Origin of the sequence: Williamsia herbipolensis (genome assembly GCF_000964005.1) — a bacterium.
In the GTDB taxonomy this organism is placed as follows: Bacteria; Actinomycetota; Actinomycetes; order Mycobacteriales; family Mycobacteriaceae; genus Williamsia_A; species Williamsia_A herbipolensis.
The window spans coordinates 356,707-377,812 of record NZ_JXYP01000014.1 but is presented as its reverse complement, the minus strand read 5'-3'; the positions used below and the strand labels follow the sequence as shown (position 1 = coordinate 377,812).

Annotated in this window: 16 protein-coding genes and 1 tRNA gene; 5 read left to right on the top strand and 12 right to left on the bottom strand. The window is 70.2% G+C overall.

What is annotated here, in order from left to right:
* Positions 1-283: 283 nt before the first annotated feature.
* Genes thrB through argS form a run of 5 tightly spaced genes read right to left on the bottom strand, consistent with a single transcriptional unit; the run spans position 284 to position 6,677 of the window.
* Positions 284-1,207 (bottom strand): homoserine kinase, encoded by a 924-nt coding sequence (gene thrB / locus TU34_RS07640; protein WP_045822197.1) that lies wholly within the window; start codon positions 1,205-1,207, stop codon positions 284-286.
* A gap of 8 nt (positions 1,208-1,215) precedes the next feature.
* Entirely contained in the window at positions 1,216-2,307 is a 1,092-nt protein-coding gene (thrC, locus tag TU34_RS07635; protein ID WP_045822196.1) for a threonine synthase, read from the bottom strand.
* The gene (locus tag TU34_RS07630) at positions 2,300-3,610 is read right to left on the bottom strand and encodes a homoserine dehydrogenase (RefSeq protein ID WP_045822195.1); all 1,311 of its coding nucleotides are present in this window, start codon (positions 3,608-3,610) and stop codon (positions 2,300-2,302) included. The genes thrC and TU34_RS07630 overlap by 8 nt, the downstream gene beginning before the upstream one ends.
* On the bottom strand, positions 3,607-5,028 hold the full coding sequence (gene lysA / locus TU34_RS07625; RefSeq protein ID WP_045822194.1) for a diaminopimelate decarboxylase: 1,422 nt from the start codon (positions 5,026-5,028) through the stop codon (positions 3,607-3,609). Before lysA ends, TU34_RS07630 begins: the two co-directional genes overlap by 4 nt.
* Positions 5,025-6,677 (bottom strand): arginine--tRNA ligase, encoded by a 1,653-nt coding sequence (argS, locus tag TU34_RS07620; protein ID WP_045822193.1) that lies wholly within the window; start codon positions 6,675-6,677, stop codon positions 5,025-5,027. The genes lysA and argS overlap by 4 nt, the downstream gene beginning before the upstream one ends.
* Positions 6,678-6,810: 133 nt before the next feature.
* On the opposite strand from argS, the gene TU34_RS07610 reads away from it, so the two are divergent.
* The 4 genes from TU34_RS07610 (at position 6,811) to TU34_RS07595 (ending at position 10,634) form a co-directional block, all read left to right on the top strand.
* Positions 6,811-7,737: a DUF3105 domain-containing protein gene (locus tag TU34_RS07610; RefSeq protein ID WP_082079981.1), complete on the top strand. Its 927-nt coding sequence runs from the start codon at positions 6,811-6,813 to the stop codon at positions 7,735-7,737.
* 4 nt (positions 7,738-7,741) lie between these two features.
* Positions 7,742-8,512 carry a DUF305 domain-containing protein gene (locus tag TU34_RS07605; RefSeq protein ID WP_045822190.1) on the top strand — a complete coding sequence of 257 codons (771 nt, stop codon included), beginning with the start codon at positions 7,742-7,744 and terminating at the stop codon, positions 8,510-8,512.
* Positions 8,513-8,629: 117 nt separating this feature from the next.
* Positions 8,630-9,649: a fused (3R)-hydroxyacyl-ACP dehydratase subunits HadA/HadB gene (locus TU34_RS07600; protein ID WP_052688807.1), complete on the top strand. Its 1,020-nt coding sequence runs from the start codon at positions 8,630-8,632 to the stop codon at positions 9,647-9,649.
* 115 nt (positions 9,650-9,764) lie between these two features.
* The gene (locus TU34_RS07595; protein WP_045822188.1) at positions 9,765-10,634 is read left to right on the top strand and encodes a cyclopropane mycolic acid synthase family methyltransferase; all 870 of its coding nucleotides are present in this window, start codon (positions 9,765-9,767) and stop codon (positions 10,632-10,634) included.
* 52 nt (positions 10,635-10,686) lie between these two features.
* On the opposite strand, the gene TU34_RS07590 is transcribed toward TU34_RS07595, so the two are convergent.
* From TU34_RS07590 to TU34_RS07575, 4 genes are all read right to left on the bottom strand, one after another.
* The gene (locus tag TU34_RS07590; protein ID WP_045822187.1) at positions 10,687-11,979 is read right to left on the bottom strand and encodes a glycosyltransferase; all 1,293 of its coding nucleotides are present in this window, start codon (positions 11,977-11,979) and stop codon (positions 10,687-10,689) included.
* Positions 11,980-12,027: 48 nt separating this feature from the next.
* Positions 12,028-12,103, bottom strand: a tRNA-Arg gene (locus TU34_RS07585).
* A gap of 74 nt (positions 12,104-12,177) precedes the next feature.
* Positions 12,178-15,162: an AAA family ATPase gene (locus TU34_RS07580; protein ID WP_045822186.1), complete on the bottom strand. Its 2,985-nt coding sequence runs from the start codon at positions 15,160-15,162 to the stop codon at positions 12,178-12,180.
* Positions 15,159-16,346, bottom strand: a complete 1,188-nt coding sequence (locus TU34_RS07575) for an exonuclease SbcCD subunit D (protein WP_045822185.1) — start codon at positions 16,344-16,346, stop codon at positions 15,159-15,161. Before TU34_RS07575 ends, TU34_RS07580 begins: the two co-directional genes overlap by 4 nt.
* 80 nt (positions 16,347-16,426) lie before the next feature.
* Here TU34_RS07575 and TU34_RS07570 point away from each other — a divergent pair, with 80 nt between their 5' ends.
* Positions 16,427-18,058 carry a molybdopterin-dependent oxidoreductase gene (locus TU34_RS07570; RefSeq protein WP_338062992.1) on the top strand — a complete coding sequence of 544 codons (1,632 nt, stop codon included), beginning with the start codon at positions 16,427-16,429 and terminating at the stop codon, positions 18,056-18,058.
* Here the strand turns inward: TU34_RS07570 and TU34_RS07565 are convergent.
* From TU34_RS07565 to TU34_RS07555, 3 genes are read right to left on the bottom strand one after another with little or no spacing between them, the layout of a single operon-like run.
* Positions 18,045-18,728: a TetR/AcrR family transcriptional regulator gene (locus tag TU34_RS07565; RefSeq protein ID WP_045822184.1), complete on the bottom strand. Its 684-nt coding sequence runs from the start codon at positions 18,726-18,728 to the stop codon at positions 18,045-18,047. The two genes, TU34_RS07570 and TU34_RS07565, sit on opposite strands and share 14 nt — an antisense overlap.
* A gap of 48 nt (positions 18,729-18,776) precedes the next feature.
* A complete protein-coding gene (locus tag TU34_RS07560) occupies positions 18,777-20,348 on the bottom strand; it encodes an MFS transporter (protein ID WP_045822183.1) in 1,572 nt (523 codons plus the stop codon).
* Positions 20,345-21,049, bottom strand: a complete 705-nt coding sequence (locus TU34_RS07555; protein ID WP_150116441.1) for a PadR family transcriptional regulator — start codon at positions 21,047-21,049, stop codon at positions 20,345-20,347. The genes TU34_RS07560 and TU34_RS07555 overlap by 4 nt, the downstream gene beginning before the upstream one ends.
* Positions 21,050-21,106: the final 57 nt, after the last annotated feature.

The following is a 21,106-nucleotide window of genomic DNA, read 5'->3' as shown; positions in this document are numbered from 1 at the left end:
CATGGCGGCGCGGATCTCGTGCCCGTCGAGAAGGACGGGGTCAAGTGTGGTGGGTCTGCCGCCGTGATGGCGTCTGCAGGTGCGCCGTCGTCGATCGAGTCCCGATGGTGTGCCGGCACGCCCGATGGTCGGGCAGACACCGTGTGCAGGGATATCGGCGAAGAGGCGCAATGTGGACAGACGTCCGCAGCGAGACCTCTTCATGCTAACCACGAACCCGACGTCGGGCAATACCGGGCCTCCCGGCGCGTCGCGGTGGCCGGGTGTCGACGAGCGGTCGCGGTCAGCGCACGTCGACGGGACCGGCCACCCGCAGGGACCGGGCCGCGAATCCCACGCGTGCGGCGTGTTCGACGGCGGCCGCGGGTAGCGGTTGGTCGTGCAGGGCGAGGACCGAGGGCCCGGCGCCGGAGACGAACGCCGCGACACCGCGACCACGCAGTTCGTCGACGACATGGGTCGTGTCGGGCAGTACCGGTGCGCGATAGTGCTGATGGAGACGATCGGCGGTCGCGGCGTGCAGGCACCCGGGATCACTGGTGAGCGCCACGACGGCCAGCGCACTGCGGCTCACGTTGAAGACCGCGTCGGCACGCGGGACCGCGTCGGGGAGCAGTCCGCGGGTCAGTGACGTCGAGGACTCGGTCGACGGGATGAACGCGGTCACCGCGATCGCGGGGTGCACGGCCAGCGGTCGGGCGTGATAGCGCGCGACACCGTCGACGAACTCGGTCCACGACACCACCGCCGACCCGAGGACGCTCGCCGCGGCGTTGTCGGGATGGCCTTCGAACTCGCTCGCGAGCTGGATGAGTTCCTCGGTCGAGAACGGTTGCCTTAAACCGCTTTTCGCCATCAGCCCCGAGGCCGCGGCGAGGCCCGAGACGACGGCGGCCGCCGAGGACCCGAGCCCCCGCGCGTGCGGGATGGCGTTGCGACACACGATCTCGAGTCCGGTTGATCCGACCCCGCCGGCGTCGAGTCCACGCAACAGGGCCCGGACCACGAGATGGGTGTCGTCGAGGGGGACGGCGCCGTCGCCCTCACCGTCGACGCTGACCCGCACGCCCGACGCGATGGTCGTGACGATCAGATCGTCGTAGATGTCGAGCGCGAGGCCCAGTGAATCGAAACCCGCCCCGAGGTTGGCCGACGACGCCGGGACCCGTACCGAGCACGAGACGCTTAGCGGCAGTGGCTGATTCATCGCGGCGGTCAGCTCAGATCGAGTGCGCGCGCGACGGCGGCGGGATCGACGTCGATGGCCTGGACCTCGGGCATCCCGGCCAGCGCGGTGTCGGGGTCCTTCAGGCCGTTGCCGGTGACCGTGCACACCACCAACTCACCGGCGGAGATCCAACCGTCGGCACGTGCGGCGAGCAGCCCGGCGACGCTGGCCGCCGACGCCGGTTCGACGAACACGCCCTCTCGCCCGGCCACGAGACGGTAGGCCTCGAGGAGCTTCTCGTCGGTGGCGGCGAGGAACTGTCCGCCCGAGGAGTCCTTCGCGTCGACCGCCTGCTGCCAGCTCGCGGGCGAGCCGATGCGGATGGCGGTGGCGACGGTCTCGGGGTTCTTGACCGGATGCCCGCTGACCAGCGGCGCCGCGCCCGCGGCCTGCACACCGAGCATGCGGGGACGCGAGGAGGACACGCCGTCGGCGTGGTACTCGGCGTAGCCCTTCCAGTAGGCGGTGATGTTGCCCGCGTTGCCGACCGGCAACGCGTGGACGTCGGGGGCGCGACCGAGGACGTCGACGATCTCGAACGCCGCGGTCTTCTGGCCCTCGATCCGCGCCGGGTTGACCGAGTTGACGAGCTCGATCTCGGAGAACTCCGCCGTGGCCTTCCGCGCGAGCTCGAGGCAGTCGTCGAAATTGCCCTTGACCTGGATGATCTTGGCCCCGTGCATGACAGCCTGGGCGAGCTTGCCCATGGCGATCTTGCCGGTGGGGATGAGCACGGCGCAGGTGATGCCCGCCCGGGTGGCGTACGCGGCGGCCGACGCCGAGGTGTTGCCGGTCGAGGCACACAGCACCGCGGTCTTGCCCTGGTTGACCGCATTGCTGACCGCCATCGTCATGCCCCGGTCCTTGAACGACCCGGTCGGGTTCGCCCCCTCGACCTTGAGGTAGACCTCGCACCCGGTGAGTTCCGACAGGTGCGGGGCGCTGATCAGCGGGGTGCCACCCTCGAGCAGGGTGACCACCTTGCCATCGGGTTCGACGGGGAGTCGGTGCCGGTAGGCCTCGATGAGACCCGGCCAGGCTCGGTGGACGGCCCGACCTTGCGTTCCACTGTCAGTCATCTGTTCCCTCCAGGCGCAGGACGCTGGACACGCTCAACACGGAGTCGAGCTCGGTGAGTGCGTCGACCGTCTCCGACAGCGCCGAATCGGGCGCGCGGTGTGTGACGACGATGAGCCGGGCGTTCTCCTCGGCACCCTCCTGGCGCACGGTCGCGATGCTGACGTTGCGCGCGGAGAACTCCCCCGCCACGGTCGCCAGCACACCGGGCCGATCGGCCACCTTCATCGAGACGTAGTAGCGGGTGTTCACATCGCCCATCGGTGCGATCGGGAGGGACGCATAGGTCGACTCGAGGGGGCCACGGCCACCGTGCACCTTGTTGCGCGCGGCCATCACGAGGTCACCCAGGACCGCCGACGCGGTGGGTGCACCGCCCGCGCCCTGTCCGTAGAACATCAGCCGACCGGCGTTCTCCGCCTCGACCACGACGGCGTTGAACGCACCGTTGACGCTCGCCAGCGGGTGGGTCAACGGGACCAGTGCCGGGTAGACCCGCGCCGAGATCCGTTGCCGTCCCGCGGAATCGACGATCCGCTCACAGATCGACAGGAGCTTGATCGTGCAGTCCAGCGTCGCCGCCGAGGCCAGGTCGGCGGCGGTGATCGAGGAGATGCCCTCACGGTGGACGTCACCCGCGGTGACGCGGCTGTGGAACGCGATCGACGCGAGGATGGCCGCCTTGGCCGCCGCGTCGTATCCCTCGACGTCGGCGGTGGGGTCGGCCTCGGCGTATCCCAGGCGTCCGGCTTCGGCGAGGACCACGTCGTAGTCCTCGCCGTCGGCGTCCATGGCGGAGAGGATGAAGTTGGTGGTGCCGTTGACGATTCCGGCCACGCGCTGCACCGTGTCGCCGGCGAGCGACTGCATCAACGGACGGATCACCGGGATGGCACCGGCGACCGACGCTTCGAAGTAGAGGTCGACCTTCGCGTCGGCGGCGAGCGTCGCGAGTTCGCCGGTGTAGTCGGCGAGCAGAGCCTTGTTCGCGGTGACGACCGACTTGCCGTGCTCGAGTGCACTGGCGATCAGCGTGCGAGGGACGTCGATCCCGCCGATGAGCTCGACGACGATGTCGACGTCGGGGCGCTTCACCAGGGCGGCAGGGTCGTCGGTCAGCAGCGATGTCGCACACGCGCGCGCCTTGCCGAGGTCAGCCACGGCGATGCCACGGATCTCGATGGGCGCGCCGACACGGGCCTGGAGGTCGTCGGCGTTCTGCAACAGGATACGGACCACCTCGGCCCCCACGTTGCCCATACCCAGTACCGCGACCCCGATGGGTCGGTGCGAGTGTTCGGTCATTCGGTCACCTCCAGACTCAACAGATCCGCGACGGTCTCCCGTCGCAGCACCGGTCGCGACACACCGTCACGCACGGCCACCACGGCCGGACGCGTCGCCATGTTGTACCGGCTCGACATCGTGTAGCAATACGCACCGGTCGCCGCCACGGCGAGGAGGTCACCGGGGGCCACGTCGGACGGCAGCCAGCAGTCCTTGACGACGATGTCGCCGCTCTCGCAGTGCTTTCCGACGACGCGGCTGACCACGGCGGTGGCCGCGGAGGTGCGTGACACCAGCCGGACGTCGTATTCGGCCTGGTACAGCGAGGTGCGGATGTTGTCACTCATGCCGCCGTCGACCGACACGTAGCGACGGTGTGCGCCACCGCCGATGGCGACGTCCTTCACCGTGCCGACGCGGTACAGGGTGACCGTGCCGGGACCGGCGATCGCGCGTCCGGGCTCGACGGCGAGGATCGGGGTGGGCAGTCCGAGCTGGGCAGATTGCCGGGTCACGATGTCGACGAGGGTCGCGGCGACCTCGTCGACCGGCGGCGGGTCGTCGCTGGGGATGTACGAGATTCCCAGTCCCCCACCGAGATCGAGCACCGACAGCTGGGCGGTCTTGTCGACGCCGAACTCGGCGACCACGTCGCTGAGCAGACCCAGCACTCGATGGGCGGCGAGTTCGAAGCCGTCGAGATCGAAGATCTGCGAGCCGATGTGGCTGTGCAGGCCCACGAGTCGGAGGTTGTCGGCGGCGAAGACACGGCGCACCGCGTCCATCGCGACACCGCCGCTGAGCGAGAAGCCGAACTTCTGGTCCTCGTGGGCGGTGGAGATGAACTCGTGCGTGTGGGCCTCGACGCCGACGGTCACGCGGATCAGGACATCGGCGACGACCCCGGCCGCACCGGCGGCGGCGTCGAGGCGTTCGATCTCGATGGCCGAGTCGACCACGATGTGTCCGACGCCGCTCTCGACCGCCTGCTGCAGTTCCTCGGGAGATTTGTTGTTGCCGTGCAATGCGATCCGATGGGCGGGGAACCCGGCGCGCAGCGCGACGGTGAGCTCGCCACCCGAGCAGACGTCGAGCGAGAGGCCCTCCTGCTCGACCCATCGCGCGATCTCGGTGCACAGGAACGCCTTCGAGGCGTAGTGCACCCGACCGGTCGCGCCGAACGCGGCGAGCATGTCGGCACAGCGTGAACGGAAATCGGCCTCGTCGATGACGAACAGGGGTGTCCCGTGTTCGGCGGCGAGTGCGTCGACACCGACTCCGGCCAGGGTCACGACACCGTCGTCGCCGCGGGCGGCGTTGCGCGGCCACACCGCGGCGGGCAGCTCGACGAGCTCGTCCGCCGACCTTGGACGCTCCGCCGGGTGCGGACGCGCCGTGTCCTCGGCGTGGCGGGGACCTGCGGGGTGGGCCATCACATCCGCTCCGGTGCGCTGACGCCGACGAGGTCGAGGCCGTTGGCGATCACCTGCCGCGTCGCCGAGCACAGGGCGAGGCGGGCGGCGTGGATGTCACCGGGCTCCTCGTCGCCCTGGGGCAGCACGCGACACCGGTCGTAGAACCGGTGGTACGACGCGGCCAGACTCTCGAGATATCGACAGATCCGGTGCGGCTCGCGCAGGTGCGCCGCGGTCGCCACCACTGCGGGGAAGTCGCCGAGGGTACGGATGAGCTCGCCCTCGGCGGGTTCGGCGAGCAACTCCAGATGCGCGTCGGATGCGGTGATCCCGAGGTCGGCGGCGTTGCGCGCGATCGCCGAGAGACGCGCGTGCGCGTATTGCACGTAGTAGACCGGGTTCTCGTTCGACTGCGTGGTCAGCAGATCCAGATCGATGTCGAGGTTGACGTCGACCGACGACCGGATCAACGAGTAGCGGGCGCCGTCCACCCCCACCGCGTCGACGAGGTCGTCGAGGGTGATGACCGTGCCCGCCCGCTTGCTCATCCGCACCGGCACCCCGTCGCGCACCAGGTTCACCATCTGACCGATGAGCACCTCGACGGTGGCCGGGTCGTCACCGAGTGCGCCCGCAGCCGCCTTGAGGCGCTTGATGTATCCGTGGTGATCGGCACCGAGCATGTAGATGCACAGGTCGAACCCGCGCCGCCGCTTGTCGCGGAAATAGGCGATGTCGCCTGCGATGTAGGCGGCCTCACCGTCCCGCTTGATGACGACGCGGTCCTTGTCGTCACCGAAGTCGGTGGAGCGCAACCACCACGCGCCGTCGTTCTCGTAGAGGTTGCCGTTGGCCTTCAACTCCGCGATGCACTCGTCGACGCTGCCGGACGTGAACATCGAGTTCTCATGGGTGAACACCTCGAAGTGCGTCCCGAAATCGTCGAGGCTCCGCTTGATGTGGTCGAACATGAGCTCGACACCGGTCGACCGGAAGACCTCGAGTCGATCGGCCTCGGGGCGTTCGAGCACGCCGGGGTTCGCGGCGACGACGTCGGCGGCGATCTCGCCGATGTAGGCGCCCGCGTACCCCTCCTCCGGGGTCTGTTCGCCCAGGGCCGCCGCCTGCAGCGACCGCGCGAACCGGTCGATCTGGGTGCCGTGGTCATTGAAGTAGTACTCGCGGGTCACCGCCGCGCCCTGCGCATCGAGCACGCGGCCCAGGGCGTCACCGACCGCGGCCCAGCGGGTGCCCCCGAGGTGGATCGGACCGGTCGGGTTCGCCGAGACGAACTCCAGGTTGATCGCGGTGCCCTGCAGGTCGGTGCCCCGCCCGTAGTCGGACCCGGCCGACAACACGGTCGCGACGGTGGCGTTCTGAGTCGCCGCGGCGAGCCGCAGGTTGACGAATCCCGGACCCGCGATCTCGGCCGAGGCGATGCTCGGCTGCGACCGGAGTTCCTCGACGAGCCACCCGGCGAGATCGCGCGGCGCCGTGGCGACCCGCTTGCCGATCTGCAGGGCGATGTTGGTGGCGTAGTCGCCGTGGTCGGGGTTGCGAGGCCGCTCGACCACCACCGTCTCGGGGACCACCGAGGTGTCGAGTCCGCGCCGGGTGAGCACCGTGGTGGTGGCATCACGCAACACGGTGGACAGATCGGTGGGAGTCACGAGGCACCATCCTATTGGCCTGCCGCGGCGTGGCGACAATCGCGGTCACGGCTGCCCACCGCGTTCGCGATCGACCGGCGCCGCGCCGGTGGCCAGTAGACTGTGCCGCGCATCCTCGAACCGAAAGGCAGTGATGGCGACCGAGAGCCCCCGGCCGGCACCGAACACGAACTCGACGAACACCCCGTCGGCTCCGCCGGTCCCCCGCACGCCGTCCTCCCAGAAGAAGAAGAAGAAGACCAAGCCCGGCACCGTTCCCGTGGTCAAGGCGGGCGGACGCCGCCCGATCCCGTGGATGACGATCGCCGCGGTCGTGGTGGTCGTGGCCATCGTCGGTGGTCTCGCGGCCTATCTGGCCCCGAAGTACATCGACCGCGAGGAGACCCAGAAGTTCGTCCCCTCGGCCTCGAATCCCGACCCGTCCGACGACATCCCCGGTGTGGTGAAGATCTTCTATCCCGCGGGCCAGCACGTCTCCCCCACCCAGCGCGTCGCCTACGACCAGTCGCCGCCGTTCGGCGGTCCGCACGACGCGGTGTGGGCCACCTGCACCGGGATCGTCTACCCGAACCAGCTGCGCACCGAGAACGCCGTCCACGCCCTCGAGCACGGCTCGATCTGGATCACCTACAACCCCCAGACGGTGAAGGCCGGCGACGTCGACATCCTCAAGAGCAAGGTCGAGGGCAGGCCGTACACCCTCATGTCGCCCTACCCGGGTCTGAGCACACCGATCTCGCTGCAGTCGTGGGGCCACCAGCTCAAGCTCGACTCCGCGAGCGACTCCCGTGTCGACCACTTCATCACCGCGCTGCGCCGCAACTCGCAGACCAACGTCTACCCCGGCCAGCCGCAGCAGTCGTCGTATCCCGAGGTCGGCGCCGAATGTGCCGCCATCCCCGGCGCCTTCGACCCCAGCAACCCGCCGCCGGCCGACTCCGGACCCGTGCCCGCGAACGCGGTGCCCATGAACGGCGCGGGCACCCAGCAGGCGACCGACGAGGCGGGCGCGACGGGGGGCGCCACCGTCCCCGCCCCGACCTCGACCCCGGCGGGCTGAGGTCATGAGCACCGACACGACCCTCGCCGCACACGACACCGACAGCGAACCCGACCGGCGATCGTCGCTGCGCAGGCAGCTCCCGGCCCTGCTCGTGCTCGGCGGGGTGGCGCTGCTGCTGATCGGCGTGGGTCTCGGCCTGGTGGTCGGTCGGACGGTGGACTCGAGCACCGGCTCCGACGCCACACCCGCCTCGAACTCCGCGGCGGTCGGTTTCGCCCAGGACATGTCGACCCATCATTCCCAGGGCGTGGAGATGGCGACGATCGCCCTGAGCAAGGGATCCGATCCGCAGGTGCGGTCGCTGGCCTACGACATCCTCACCCAGCAGACCAACCAGATCGGCCAGATGCAGTCGTGGCTGACCCGGTGGGGCTACCCGCTGGACAACCCGTCGACGGCGATGGACTGGATGGCGGATCACCACTCCATGTCGGGTGGGGCCATGTCGGGTGGATCGATGTCGGGCCCGATGACGATGACCGCGGGCAACGGGACCACGACGCCGCTCATGCCGGGCATGGCGACGGCGAGTGAGATGAGCCGGCTGCGGACCATGAGCGGGACCGCGCTCGACGCCTACTTCCTGCAACTGATGCTGCGACACCACCAGGGCGGCCTGCCCATGATGGAGTACGCGGCCGATCCCGGGCACGTCTCGCAGGACTACGTACGGACCCTGGCGCAGCAGATGATCAACACGCAGGAGAACGAGGCGCAGACGATGACGGCGATGCTGACCGAACGCGGCGTCGCACCGCTGTCGATGAACTGAGCCACGCGACCGCACGCGGACGCGCGTCGCACACGATCGTCGCCGCCCGCGGTCGCGTGCGACGATGATCGGCGATTCTCGACCCATCACAAGTGATCGCCACCCACAGAGGAGATCGTGAAGCCCGAGGACGTCAGCTCCGAAGATCGTGACTGGACGCAGTACTACCGGCCCGACGACCACTATCAGATCGGTCGCGAGGAGATCCGGGAGTTCGCCCGCTCGATGAAGGACGGCCACATCGTCCACTGGGACGAGAAGGCCGCCGCCGACCGCGGACACAGCGGCCTGGTCGCGCCCCTGACCTTCACCGCCCGCCTCGCCGGCAGCGGTCTGAACTGGCTGCTCGACAACGTGCTGCTCGAGTACGACACCAGCGCGTTCGTCCAGACCGACCAGGTGTTCACCTACCACCGGCCCATGCACGCCGGCGACCGTCTCTCGCTGACCATGGGACTGACGCCCATCCGTCAGAAGGCCGGCGGCGACACGATCATCGTCGAGGGGCTGCTGATCAACGACAGTGGCGAGCTCGTCGCCACGCTCCTGACCACCGCGGCGGGTCGGCGCGGTGCGCACGCCGAACCCGAACTCGCCGCCGCGCTCTCCGATGTGATGATGGGCGACTTCTCGCCGCCCACGACGACCGGCTGGCAGGAGATCGACGGGGTTCCCACCCCACCGATCGGCACCTGGGACCACGATCTCGACGCAGCCGTGCCGCGGTTCGAGGATGTCTCCGTGGGCGATGTGCTGCCGCCGAAGACCGTGACCCTCCGCCGCGGTGACCTGGTGAACTACGCGGGCATCTCCGCCGACTGGAACCCCATCCACTGGAGCGAGCGGGCAGCGGGTGTCGTGGGACTCGACACCTGCGCCGCGCACGGGATGCTGACGATGGGCATCGGATCGTCGTTCGTCACCGGGTGGGTGGGAGATCCGACAGCCGTTCGCGATTATCGTGTGCGGTTCACCGGAATCGCCTACGTCGCCGAGGATGCCCCCGCCGAGGTCGAATACACTGGACGCGTCAAATCGCTGGACGACGAGGCGAGGACGGCTACGATCGCGCTCGGTGCGACCTTCCGGGGCAAGCGGATCTTCGGTCGCGCAACCGCCACGGTGGCGCTGAGATGACCGCGGCGCCGGTGTCATCACGCCGGCGCGCAATCACCGATCGAGCCCACCGAAGTGTGGGCACCACACGACCACTGGCTCCTCGCTGGTGCGAGCACACGAAAGAGGTTCACCTGTGACCACTGAAACACCGTTCTTCGAGGACGTTCAGGCCCACTACGACCTGAGCGACGATTTCTTCGCCCTCTTCCTCGACGAGTCCCGCACCTACAGCTGTGCGTACTTCGAGCGCGAGGACATGTCGCTGAACGAGGCACAGCTCGCGAAGATCGACCTGTCGCTGGGCAAGCTGGGCCTCGAGCCCGGGATGACCCTCCTCGACGTCGGCTGCGGCTGGGGTGCCACCGCGCTGCGCGCCATGGAGAAGTACGGCGTCAACGTGATCGGCCTGACGCTGAGCAAGAACCAGTACGGCCACGTCAAGAAGCTCGTCGAGGCCAAGGCCGCCGAGACCGGTCTCTCGGGCGACATCCGCCTGCAGGGCTGGGAGGAGTTCGACGGCAAGGTCGACCGCATCGTCAGCATCGGCGCGTTCGAGCACTTCCGTTTCGAGCGCTACGAGCAGTTCTTCAACTTCGCGTACAACGCGCTGCCCGACGACGGCAAGATGCTGCTCCACACCATCACCGCCTACGGCCTCTCGCACCACCACGAGACCGGCAACAAGATCAGCAAGGACGATTTCGCGTTCCTGCGCTTCATCGCGACCGAGATCTTCCCCGGCGGACAGCTCCCGCTGCCCAAGCAGGTCACCGACGGCGCCACCGCCGCCGGTTTCACCGTCGAGAAGATCCAGCCGCTGCAGTTGCACTACGCGCGCACCCTCGACGCGTGGAGCAAGGCTCTCGGCGAGCACCGCGACGAGGCCATCGCCCTGTGCGGCCGCGCGAACTACAACACCTACGTCAAGTACTTGAGCGGCTGCGCCGCGTCGTTCCGCAAGGACATGATCGACGTCATGCAGTTCACCTGCGTCAAGGGGTGATCACCCGGCGGTGAGAACCGCCCGAGAACAGCGCGACCATCGAGTCGGCGTCTCACACCGCGATGCGGGTGAACGCCGACTCGATGCGTTTCGCGGCATCGTTCACCGCGACGGTCGGTGCGGTCAGTTGCGTGCGGAGAGCGCGTGCGCGCCCCACCGTGGCCGGATCGGCCAGCACCCGCAGCCCCGCGGCCAGTGTGTCGGCGTCGAGCCCCGACAGCCTGGTCGCCGTCCCCACACCGAGCCGGGTGATCTGTGCACCCCAGTGGGCCTGGTCGGCGCCGGCCGCGCAGACCATCGTCGGCAGGCCCGCACGCAGGGTGGCCGCGGTGGTGCCCGCACCGCCGTGATGCACCGCGGCGGCGAGTCGGGGCAGCACGGTGGGATGGTCGAGCCGGCCGGCGACGAAGAGGTGCGGGTTGTCGGGATCGACGCCGACGGGTCGGCCAGCGACACCCACCAGCGCGCGCACCCCCTCCCGGCGTGTGGCCTCGGCGACGGCACGGTGTACCGCCTCGGGGTCGCCGACGGGCGCACTGCCGAAGGCGATCAGCACCGGCGGCGCTCCCCCGTTCAGCCAGCCGTCGAGACCGTCGTCGCCCGACGGGGTGTCGCCGGCAGGGCGCCTGCCGGCCGGGAGGTCAAAGAAGCCGACGACGGGTTTGCGGTCGTCCCATTCCGCGGCCAGGCCCGGGAACAGCGCGGCGTCGTAGGCCTGAATCTGCAGCGTGTTCGACCGCCGCAGGCGCTCGGGCATCGACTGCGACGCCGCCGGCAGCCCCAGCGACGCACGGAACCGGTTCTGCGACGACCGTGAGAAGGTCCACGTGAGGGTGTCCACCAGACGCCACGACGCCCGGTTCACCACCGGCGGCAGCCGGTGACGGGTCGGGACGGCACAGATCGCACCGTTCTCCGACATCGCACACAGTCGCACCGTGGCCATCTCGACGTCGAGGTACTCGGCGAGATCGGCGACGCGGTCCTGGCCCAGCGGTCCGCTGATGAGACCGTCGAGGGCCTTGCTGTCCGCCAGGTCGCGCACGAGTGCCACGAGGTCGGCGTCGAATCGGGCGAACCCCTCGCGGACCTGCGCCTGCGCCAGACGGAATTTCGTGACGGGATTGCCGGTCGACAGGATGCGCCGCGCGCGGTCGGACTCCCAGTACGACTCGCTGTCGAGTCCCACCGGGTGGGCCCGTAGGCCCATGCCCGCGGCGTCGGCGACGTAATTGGGGGGCAACGCCATCTCGACGTCGTGGCCGCGGCGGAGGAGTTCGAGTCCCAGGCACAGGCCCGGCTGCACGTCACCTCGACTGCCGTAGAAGGACAGCAGCATTCTCATGGGACGAGCCTAGATTCGCCGGCATACGACCGCAGGGCGAGAGATGTGTGGTGCCCCCGGCAGGATTCGAACCTGCGGCCTTCCGCTCCGGAGGCGGACGCTCTATCCCCTGAGCTACGGGGGCTCGATGGGCGAGGGAAAGACTATCGCACCGGCGACCCCGCCCCCAAAGTCGGTGGTGGGGAGTGCGACGACGGGTCAGACCGCCGCGCCCACCATGGCCAGACGGGAACCGGCCTCGGCGCGGATCACGTGGAGTTGCGCGGGTATCCGCGCCTTCATCTCGTCGACGTGACTCACGACACCGACCACCCGCCCCCCGGAACGGAGGTCGTCGAGCACGCGCATCACGAGATCGAGCGCCTCGGGGTCGAGGGTGCCGAAGCCCTCGTCGATGAACATGGTGTCGAGGACGCGACCACCGGACTCCGCTGACACGACGTCGGCGAGGCCCAACGCGAGCGCCAGGGATGCGAAGAACGTCTCCCCGCCCGACAGTGTCGTGGCGGGGCGTACCGCGCCGGTGTACTCGTCGCGCACCTCGATCCCGAGACCGCTGCGTCGTCCGCGCGATGCCGCCGCGTCGGTGTGGGCGAATTCGTACCGCCCCGAGGACATCTCGCGCAGTCGTGTCGACGCCGCGACCAGCACCTCCTCGAGTCGGGCCGCCAGCACGTAGGAGCGAAGCGACATCTGGCGGGAGTTCTGTCCCCGCCCGGCGACCAGATCGGCCAGCCCCTGCACCTCGCGGTCGCGTTCGAGCACCGGAGCGAGCACCGACAGCGCCGACCAGTACCCCGCCGCGAGGTCCTGCAGTCGGGCGAAGCGGTCGGCGGCGCGCGAGTGTCGATGCGTGGCCGCGTCGAGTGCCGTCGCGCTCGCTTCGTGGTCCCGTGCGCGGTGAGCGAGGTCGACGGGGTCCCCGGCGGCGGCCGCGGCCACCTCCGGGTCGTCGAGGGTCGCCACCGCGGCCGCGCGGATCGCGGACGCCTGTCGGATCTGCTCGTCCCAGGAGGTGACCGTCGCCGGATCGGCCAGGGCCGCACAGGCCTGCGCGACGTCGACGAATCCGGCCTCGGCGGCGAGGGTCTCGATCCGCCGGGTGATCTCCCGCGCCCGGGCGTCGGCGTGCTCGGCGGCGACGCGTGCGTCCCGCAGCGCGGTCGACGACCGACACAGGGCTGCGAGGTGGTCGCGACGCTCGTGCACCGTCCCGGTGCCGTCGGTCGCCGCCGACACCTCCGCGTCGAGATCGGCGAGGTCGGCGCCCAGGGTCGCGATGCGTTCGCGGCGACCGGCCTGCGCCTCGCGTGTCGCGGCGGCGCGTGAGCGGAGATCATCGACGCACGAGGCGATCTCATCGGCGGCGGCGATGCGGGCGTCGAGGGCCGCGGCGATCGTCTCGATGGTGTCCGCCTCGTCGGCGAGCCGGACCACCTCGGCTGCGGCGTCCTCGATCGTCACACCGCGACAGGCCTCGGCCACCACCGCACGTTCCCGTTCGGCCGTCGCGAGTCGATCGACGGCGACCGCGCGGCGGTCGGCGGCCTGCTTCTCGGCGTAGTCCGCGTCGATCTGTTCCGCCTCCGACACCGGGGCGCCGCTCGCGACCGCGGGAGCCGGGTGCTCGACGGCACCGCACACCGCGCAGTGCTCGCCCGCGCGCAGACGCCCGGCGAGCTCGGCGGCCATCCCGTCGATACGGCGTTGCTGCAGCGTCAGCTGTCGCTCCCGCGTGGCGAGGTGACGCTCGTGGGCCGCCGCCGCGGCGGTACGGGCACGGGTCAGCGCTTCGTCGAGCGCGGGAAGACGTTGCGCCGCTGCGTGTCTCGATCGCGCCGCGGTCAGCCGCTCCCGCAGGCCGGGCAGTCGGGAGCCCATCGTCCGGGATGCGTCGACCGCCTCCTGCGCCGCCGCCAGTGCGGCCGGCAGCGACGTCGACTCGCGGTCGATCTCCTCCAGGGTCGCGACCGCGGCCGCCGACTCGGCCTCGAGCCCGTCGATCGTGGCCACGATCTGCGGTCGCCGCCGCGCACGCTCGGCGATCGGGGCCAGCCGACCCGACTCGGCCGACCAGCGATCGATGTGGGCGTCGATGGTCGCGGTGTCGGAGTGCGCCGGGGGCCACGAGAGTTCGCCGAGCAGACCCGCCCCCTCGGGGAGGTCGACCAGTGATCGGGTCGCGTCGGCGAGCGACGCCTGTGCCCGCGCGCTGAGCGCGTGGGCCCGGTCGCGGTCGTCGATCAGGGGCCGGATCGGCTCGGCGCACCGTGCCGCGTCGAGGGCGTCGCGCGCGGAGTCGAGGAGCTCGCGACTGCTGTCGAGCGCGTCGAGGCGGGTGCGGGCGAGTGCGGCACGCGACTGCAGGTCGTGCGTGCGGGTGTCGGCGGCGAGCGCGGCGTCGGCGGTCTGCGCGGAGTCCCGGGCTCGCTGCAGTGCGGCGGCGGCGTCGGCCGCGTCGACGCGGGCGGCCTCGAGATGGGCCTGCGCCCAGTCGGGATCGGCCTCCATCGGTTGCTCGTCGCCGACGAGCCCGGCGATCTGCGCCGCGATCCGGTCGACGGTCTGTTCGCGATCCCTCCGTTCGGCGCGGGTCGATCGCGCCCGATCACGCAGCCACGCCTCGAGATCGTTGAAGCGATCGGTCTCGAACAGCTTCTCGAGCAACTTCTCCCGGTCGTCGGTGGCAGCGCGTAGGAAGCGGGCGAAATCCCCCTGCGGCAGCAGAACCACCTGGAAGAACTGCTCGGCGCTCATCCCGAGGATGCGGGAGATCACCTCGCCGATGTCGCTCAGGCGGCTCAGCGACGGACCGGACCCGTCGAGCCACACCAGCGTCCCGGCGGCGGGCACGGTCGTGAACCCCTCCCCCCGCTTCTTCCGACGGCGGTGCTCGGGCGACCGGGACACGCGCATACGTCGACCGCCGATGGTGGCCTCGAGAACGACAAGGGGGATGTCGCCGGCCGGTGCATGATCGGACACCAGCCGCCGATCCTCGTCCCGTGCACCCGGAACGCGTCCGAACAGGGCGAACGCGACCGCGTCGAGGACGGTGGTCTTGCCCGCCCCGGTCTGGCCGTGCAGGAGGAACAACCCGTCGCACCCGAGGGCGTCGAAATCGACCGCGGCCTCCTCGGCGAAGGGGCCGAAAGCACTCATCTGCAGGGTGTGCAGCCTCATGCGGTGAGGCCGGGGTCGAGCTCGAACAGCGTCAGCTCGACCGGGTGGTCGGACTCGGGTTCGCCGACGACGGCGCGGATCGCGAGATCGAGCAATGCTGTCTCGCCGGGCGTCGGGGCGCTGCGCACGTCGCTGACGAACGAGCGCACGATCTCGGTGTCGGACCTGTTCACCACGCGGCTGCGGTAGTCGATGCCGTCCGCGGAGTGCGGGCGATCCCACTCGACGTGAACGACGCGCGGGAACCGGGTTCGCAGGCGGCGCAACGCATCCACGGGCCGGACCGCGTCGGTGAGCGACGCCTCGACGTAGTGCTCGAGCGCGGTCTCGTGCTGCGGCGAGGTGAGGAGCTCGTCGAGGGTGCCGCGCAGTGAGCTCAGCCCACGAACCGGCGCCAGCTCGACGGTGCGGATGTCGGTGACCCCGTCTGCACCCAGGTCGATGATGGTCACCGCCTTGGTGTGACTGCGCTCGCCGAACGAGTACGGCAGTGGCGAACCGCTGTAGCGCACGGTCTCCCGCACGACCTGCGGGGAGTGCAGGTGGCCCAGCGCGACGTAGTCGACGCCGTCGAAGGTGTCGACCGGGACCGTCTCGACGCCGCCGACCGCGATGGACCGCTCCGACCCCGTGGCGACCGCACCCACCACGAACGCGTGAGCGAGCACCACCGAGCGGCGCGGACTCCCGGCCAGATGGCCGCGCACGCGATCCATCGCCGCGGCGAGCACCTCGGAGTGGCTGCGCGCCTGCGGGACCCCGAGTCGGTCACGGACGGTGTCCGGCTCGAGGTACGGGATGCCGTAGACCGCGACCTCGCCGTGGACGTCGGACAGCACCACCGGCTCGTCGATGGCGTCGACGGTGGTCCGCAGGTGCAGACCACCGGCCGCGGCGAACGACGACCCCGCTCCGAGGCGGGTCGGCGAGTCGTGGTTGCCGGAGGTGACGACGAGCGTCGCGCCGGCGGCCGCCATCGCCTGCAGCGCCCCGTCGTAGACCTCGACGGCGTCGGATCCGGGCACCGACCGGTCGTAGACGTCGCCCGCCACCACCACGACGTCGACGCGCTCGTCGGCCACCAGTCGCGCGAGATCTGCCAGCGCACGGCGTTGATCGTCGAGGAGCTCGACGCCGTGGAAGGTCCGACCGATGTGCCAGTCGGAGGTGTGCAGGATGCGCATGGTCCCACCGTAGGGGCGGGTACCGACAGGTCCCGGGAACCACGCAGGCGTGGCCGCCGACCGTGTGGATACTGGATCGGGTGACCACCACCCCCGACCGTCTCGACGAACCCGACTCGGGCACGCCCGACAGGGCGACCCCGCGCCGCGGCCCCGAGCGGGCCGTGATCGCCCTGCGTGCACTCAACGGCGTCGTCGCGGCGGCGGTGACGATCGGTGTCGGTCAACTCGTCGCGGCGCTGTTCGATCGCGCGGCCTCACCGCTCTACGCGGTCGGATCGGCGGTCATCGATCTGACGCCCAAGGGCGTGCGCGAATTCGCGATCAGCACCTTCGGCACGGGAGACAAGGTCGCGCTGTTGGTCGGTATCGGGATCATCGTGGCCGTCCTGGCGGTGATCGCCGGTGTCATCGAACGTCGGTCACGCTCCTGGGGGTCGGCGATGTTCGCCGCGTTCGGGATCCTCGGGGTCGCCGCCGCGGTCACCCGACCGGGAGGTGGTGCCGACTGGTTCGTGCCGACCGTCGTCGGCGTGGTCGCCGGGATCGTGTTCCTGCAGTGGATGGCCCGCCGCCTCGATCCGGCGCCCGACCCGATCCCCGACGCCCCCGGGGGCTCGACCGACGAACCGGTCCACACGCAGACGGTCCCCACCACCGACCGACGTGCGTTCCTCATCGGGGCCGGCACGGCCGGCGCGGGCGCGGTCATCGCCGGGGTCGGTGGCGTCGCCCTCGACCACCGTCTCAACGACGTCGGTCGCGATCGCGCCGATTTCGTGGTGCCCGACGCGACGAACTCGGTCGACACCGCCGCCGACGGTGGCGACGGGCTGCCCTCGTTCATCACCTCGAACAGCGACTTTTACCGCATCGACACCGCGCTGTCCCCGCCGCAGATCACCAGCGGCGCATGGTCTCTGCGCGTCCACGGCATGGTCGACCGCGAGTTCGAGATCGACATGGCTCAGCTGCGGCGCATGCCCGCCATCGAGAAGATGGTCACGCTCACCTGCGTGTCGAACGAGGTCGGCGGGACGCTGATCGGCAACGCGACGTGGACCGGGTACCGCGTGCGGGACCTGCTGGCCCGCGCCGGACCGTCGCCCGACGCCGACATGGTGCTCTCACGCAGCTCCGACGGGTTCACCGCGGGCACCCCCATCGAGGCGTTCACCGACGACCGTGACTCGATCCTCGCCGTGGCGATGAACGGCGCTCCGCTCCCGGTCGAACACGGATACCCCGCGCGGTTGGTGGTGCCGGGGCTCTACGGGTACGTCTCGGCGACCAAATGGGTGACCTCGCTGGAGGTCACGCGGTTCGACCGGGCGAAGGCCTACTGGTCGACGCGCGGGTGGTCGGAGAAGGGACCCATCAAGACGAGCTCCCGGATCGACGTGCCCCGTGACCTCGCCGACGTACGCGCAGGCCGCGTGATGGTGGGCGGTGTGGCGTGGGCGCAGCCGCGCGGCATCAACGCCGTACAGGTGCGTGTGGACGACGGCGCGTGGCGCACCGCGACCCTGCGCGCACCCGACCTCGTCGACACGTGGCGGCTGTGGAGTTGGGAGTGGGACGCCGCGCCCGGCGACCACGTTCTCACGGTGCGTGCGATCGACGGCGAGGGTCGCCAGCAGTCGGCGGTCGAGTCACGCCCCGATCCCGACGGGGCCACCGGACTGCACTCGATCTCGGTCACCGTGCGCTGAGCGCTCCCGGTACGACGGGTGTCGCGCGCTCGGTGATCCAGTCACACAGCAGCGCGATCGATGTCCGCGCCCGGTCGTCGTCGCGGTCGACCAGCCACCACTGGATCATCCCGTAGATCAGCTGCAGCGCAGCGCGGACCACCGCGCGTTCGGACCCGTCCCACGTCATCGCGGTGCGGGCCCCGATCGCCGACAGGTAGCGCAACCCGTAGTCCTCGGCGAGGTCGTTCTGCCGCGCCGCGGTCGAGTACGCGCCCGAGGTCGACGGCGCCCGCAACGAGACGACCGTCGACTCGATGAGCACCAACCATCGCTCGGGCGCCTCCTGGACCACGTCGAGCACCGAGGTGAGGGCTCCGGTGAGAAGCGCACGCAGCTCGTCGGTGCCGACCGGGCCGGACACGTCGGCCGCCGCGACGTCGCCTCCGAGGTCGTCGAGACTCTCCACCCGCAGGAACGCAGCCAGATGGTCGCCGACCGCACGCTCGATCATGGCGGCCATCAGGGCGTCCTTGCTGTCGAAGCAGTAGTGGACGATCCCCAGGGAGACGCCGGCCTCCTCGGCCACGGCGCGAACGGTCACCGAGGACATACCGGTGCGCTGCGCCAGGTCGAGAGCGCAGTCGATCAGCTGGACACGGCGCTGATCGATCGAGAGGCGCGACAACATCGGCCCAGTACATCCGACCTGGTCAGGCAGCGTCAACCGCGGTGGCGCTCAGCTCTGCCCGACCGCCGACGTCGGTGTCGCGGCGGGCGCGGAGGTGCCGTGCACCGGGGTGGGATCGGCGGCCGCGGCGGTCGGTGCGGCCACCGGCGCCGTCGGCGGGACCGACATGTGCCGCGGACGGGCCAGGAACAGCGCGGCGATCACGCCGAGACCCAGCACCGCGGCCGGCAGGTACATCGACTGACCCATCGCGGTCGCGAACCCGTCACGGGCGATCTCGGGGATGCGATCGGTGGCGCCGGACGAGGCGACCTGCGCGCCGGGGAGTTCGGCGGCGAGCCGCGTCTGCAGCAGCGCGCCGACCGCGGCGCTGCCGAGCACCGACCCCACCACGCGCATCGTGTTGTAGACACCGGCACCGGCGCCGGCCTGCGCCATCGGCAGGTTGCGGTTGGCCGTGGCGGCCAACGGTGCCCAGATGCCGGCGCTGGCCAGACCCATGAGCGCGATGGGCAGCAGCAGGACCCACACCGGGGTGTCGGGACGGGCGAGGACACCGAGGCTTCCGATCGCGACGGCGTTGAGCGCCAGCGAGGTACCGATGATGTAGCGCGGGTGCACGGTGTCGACGAGGCGACCGACGACGGGCGCGAGCACTCCGGTGATCAGGGCCATCGGCACGAGCATGAGCGCCGATCGCGTCGGGGTCATGCCGCCGACGAGCTGCAGGAAGAACATCATCGGCACGAACAGTCCGGAGGTGGCGAAGCCCATGGTGGCGATGCCGATGTTCGACAGCGAGAAGTTGCGGTCACGGAACAGCGACAGCGGGACCAGCGGCTGGGTGCGGATCTTCGACTGCCACCACACGAAGACGCCCATGATGGCCACACCGGCCGCGGCCAGTACCCAGATCCAGGCCGCCCAGTCGTACTTCTCGCCGTCCTGGATGGCGAAGACCAGCGCGGTGAGGCCGGCGGCGCTCAGCGCGACACCGATCAGGTCGAACTGGCGTCCGGTGGTCTCGACGGTCGGCACCAGCCACCAGGCGAGCACCAGACCGACGACGCCGACGGGGACGTTGACGAAGAAGATCCACTCCCAACCGAGGCCGTCGACGAGGACCCCACCGAGCAGGGGGCCGACGAGGGTCGCGACACCGGCGACGGTGCCCCACAATCCCATTGCGGCACCGCGCCTCTCGGCCGGGAACATGCGGGTGATGAGCGACATCGTCTGCGGTGTGATGAGTGCGGCGCCGAGTCCCTGCAGGGCGCGTGCGGCGATCAGCTCACCGATCGATCCCGACAGTCCGCACCACACGCTGGCGATCGTGAAGACGACGAGTCCGGCCTGGTACATGAGCTTCGGGCCGAAACGATCGCCGAGGCGACCGGTGATGAGCAGCGGCACCGCATACGTCAGCAGGTAGGCGCTCGTCACCCAGATGACTCCGTTGAAGTCGGTGTCAAGGCCCTCCTGGATCTTCGGCTGCGCGACGGCCACGATCGTCATGTCGACGAGGATCATGAAGAACCCGATGCACAGCGCACCGAGCGCGGCCCACGGCCTGTCGGTGACCGGCACGAACTTCGCCGGTGCGGGATGTACCTGTGTCATCGTGGGCCCTCGTCTCGGGTCGTGGGGTCGGTGGCGAAGTCGTCGGATGTGAGCGGTGGACCGCCGCCGCGGCCCCCGCGGACGGCGTCCCAGGGCAGCGTCCCGTCGACGAGTCGGGCGTGCAGGTCGGTCAGCCAGTCGATCTGCGCGGTGAGAGTGGCGCAGCGACAACCGATGTCGAGCAGGTAGATCTCCGACACCCCGCGACCGGTCGCCTGCTCGGCGGCCACGGTGAACAGGGCTCGTTCGGCGGTGAGGACATCGATCCGCACCGCCAGCGACTCGATCACGGTCGCCGCGGGCAGTTCGTGGGCCTCGGCGAGCCCGAGGTAGAGCTCGGGGTACTCCGCCGACGGCGTCTGGAGGAGCACGGTCAGCCGATGTGCCAGGGCCGCCCGCCCGTGGTCGGTGATCGCGTAGACCGTGCGCTCGGGCCTGTTCCCCGAGCGTTCGATGTCGCTGACGCACAACAGCTCTCGCGCCAGAAGCCGGTCGACGGTGTGATACAGCGACCCCGGTCGGATGTTGGCGAACCGGTCCTCCTTGCGGGCGAGGAGGGTCTGAAGCATCTCGTAGGGGTGCATCGGTCGTTCGGCGGCCAGACCGAGCACCAGCACGGCGAGCGGGGTCATGGCGCGGTCGACCGCAGTCGCCGTCGGCGCCCCGCCCGGATGGGTCGACGCCACGTGGTCGGTCGTCATCGAGTCCCTCCCGTCGAGGATCGATCGGCATATGTTCCGCGTGGAATATTCGCACAT

What these genes read in the sequence shown, in the direction of transcription:
- thrB (WP_045822197.1), bottom strand. Translation starts at nt 1,207, where the DNA reads ATGAATCAGCCACTGCCGCTAAGCGTCTCGTGCTCGGTACGGGTCCCG.
- thrC (WP_045822196.1), bottom strand. Translation starts at nt 2,307, where the DNA reads ATGACTGACAGTGGAACGCAAGGTCGGGCCGTCCACCGAGCCTGGCCG.
- TU34_RS07630 (WP_045822195.1), bottom strand. Translation starts at nt 3,610, where the DNA reads ATGACCGAACACTCGCACCGACCCATCGGGGTCGCGGTACTGGGTATG.
- TU34_RS07610 (WP_082079981.1), top strand. Translation starts at nt 6,811, where the DNA reads ATGGCGACCGAGAGCCCCCGGCCGGCACCGAACACGAACTCGACGAAC.
- TU34_RS07605 (WP_045822190.1), top strand. Translation starts at nt 7,742, where the DNA reads ATGAGCACCGACACGACCCTCGCCGCACACGACACCGACAGCGAACCC.
- TU34_RS07590 (WP_045822187.1), bottom strand. Translation starts at nt 11,979, where the DNA reads ATGAGAATGCTGCTGTCCTTCTACGGCAGTCGAGGTGACGTGCAGCCG.
- TU34_RS07580 (WP_045822186.1), bottom strand. Translation starts at nt 15,162, where the DNA reads ATGAGGCTGCACACCCTGCAGATGAGTGCTTTCGGCCCCTTCGCCGAG.
- TU34_RS07575 (WP_045822185.1), bottom strand. Translation starts at nt 16,346, where the DNA reads ATGCGCATCCTGCACACCTCCGACTGGCACATCGGTCGGACCTTCCAC.
- TU34_RS07565 (WP_045822184.1), bottom strand. Translation starts at nt 18,728, where the DNA reads ATGTTGTCGCGCCTCTCGATCGATCAGCGCCGTGTCCAGCTGATCGAC.
- TU34_RS07560 (WP_045822183.1), bottom strand. Translation starts at nt 20,348, where the DNA reads ATGACACAGGTACATCCCGCACCGGCGAAGTTCGTGCCGGTCACCGAC.
- TU34_RS07555 (WP_150116441.1), bottom strand. Translation starts at nt 21,049, where the DNA reads ATGACGACCGACCACGTGGCGTCGACCCATCCGGGCGGGGCGCCGACG.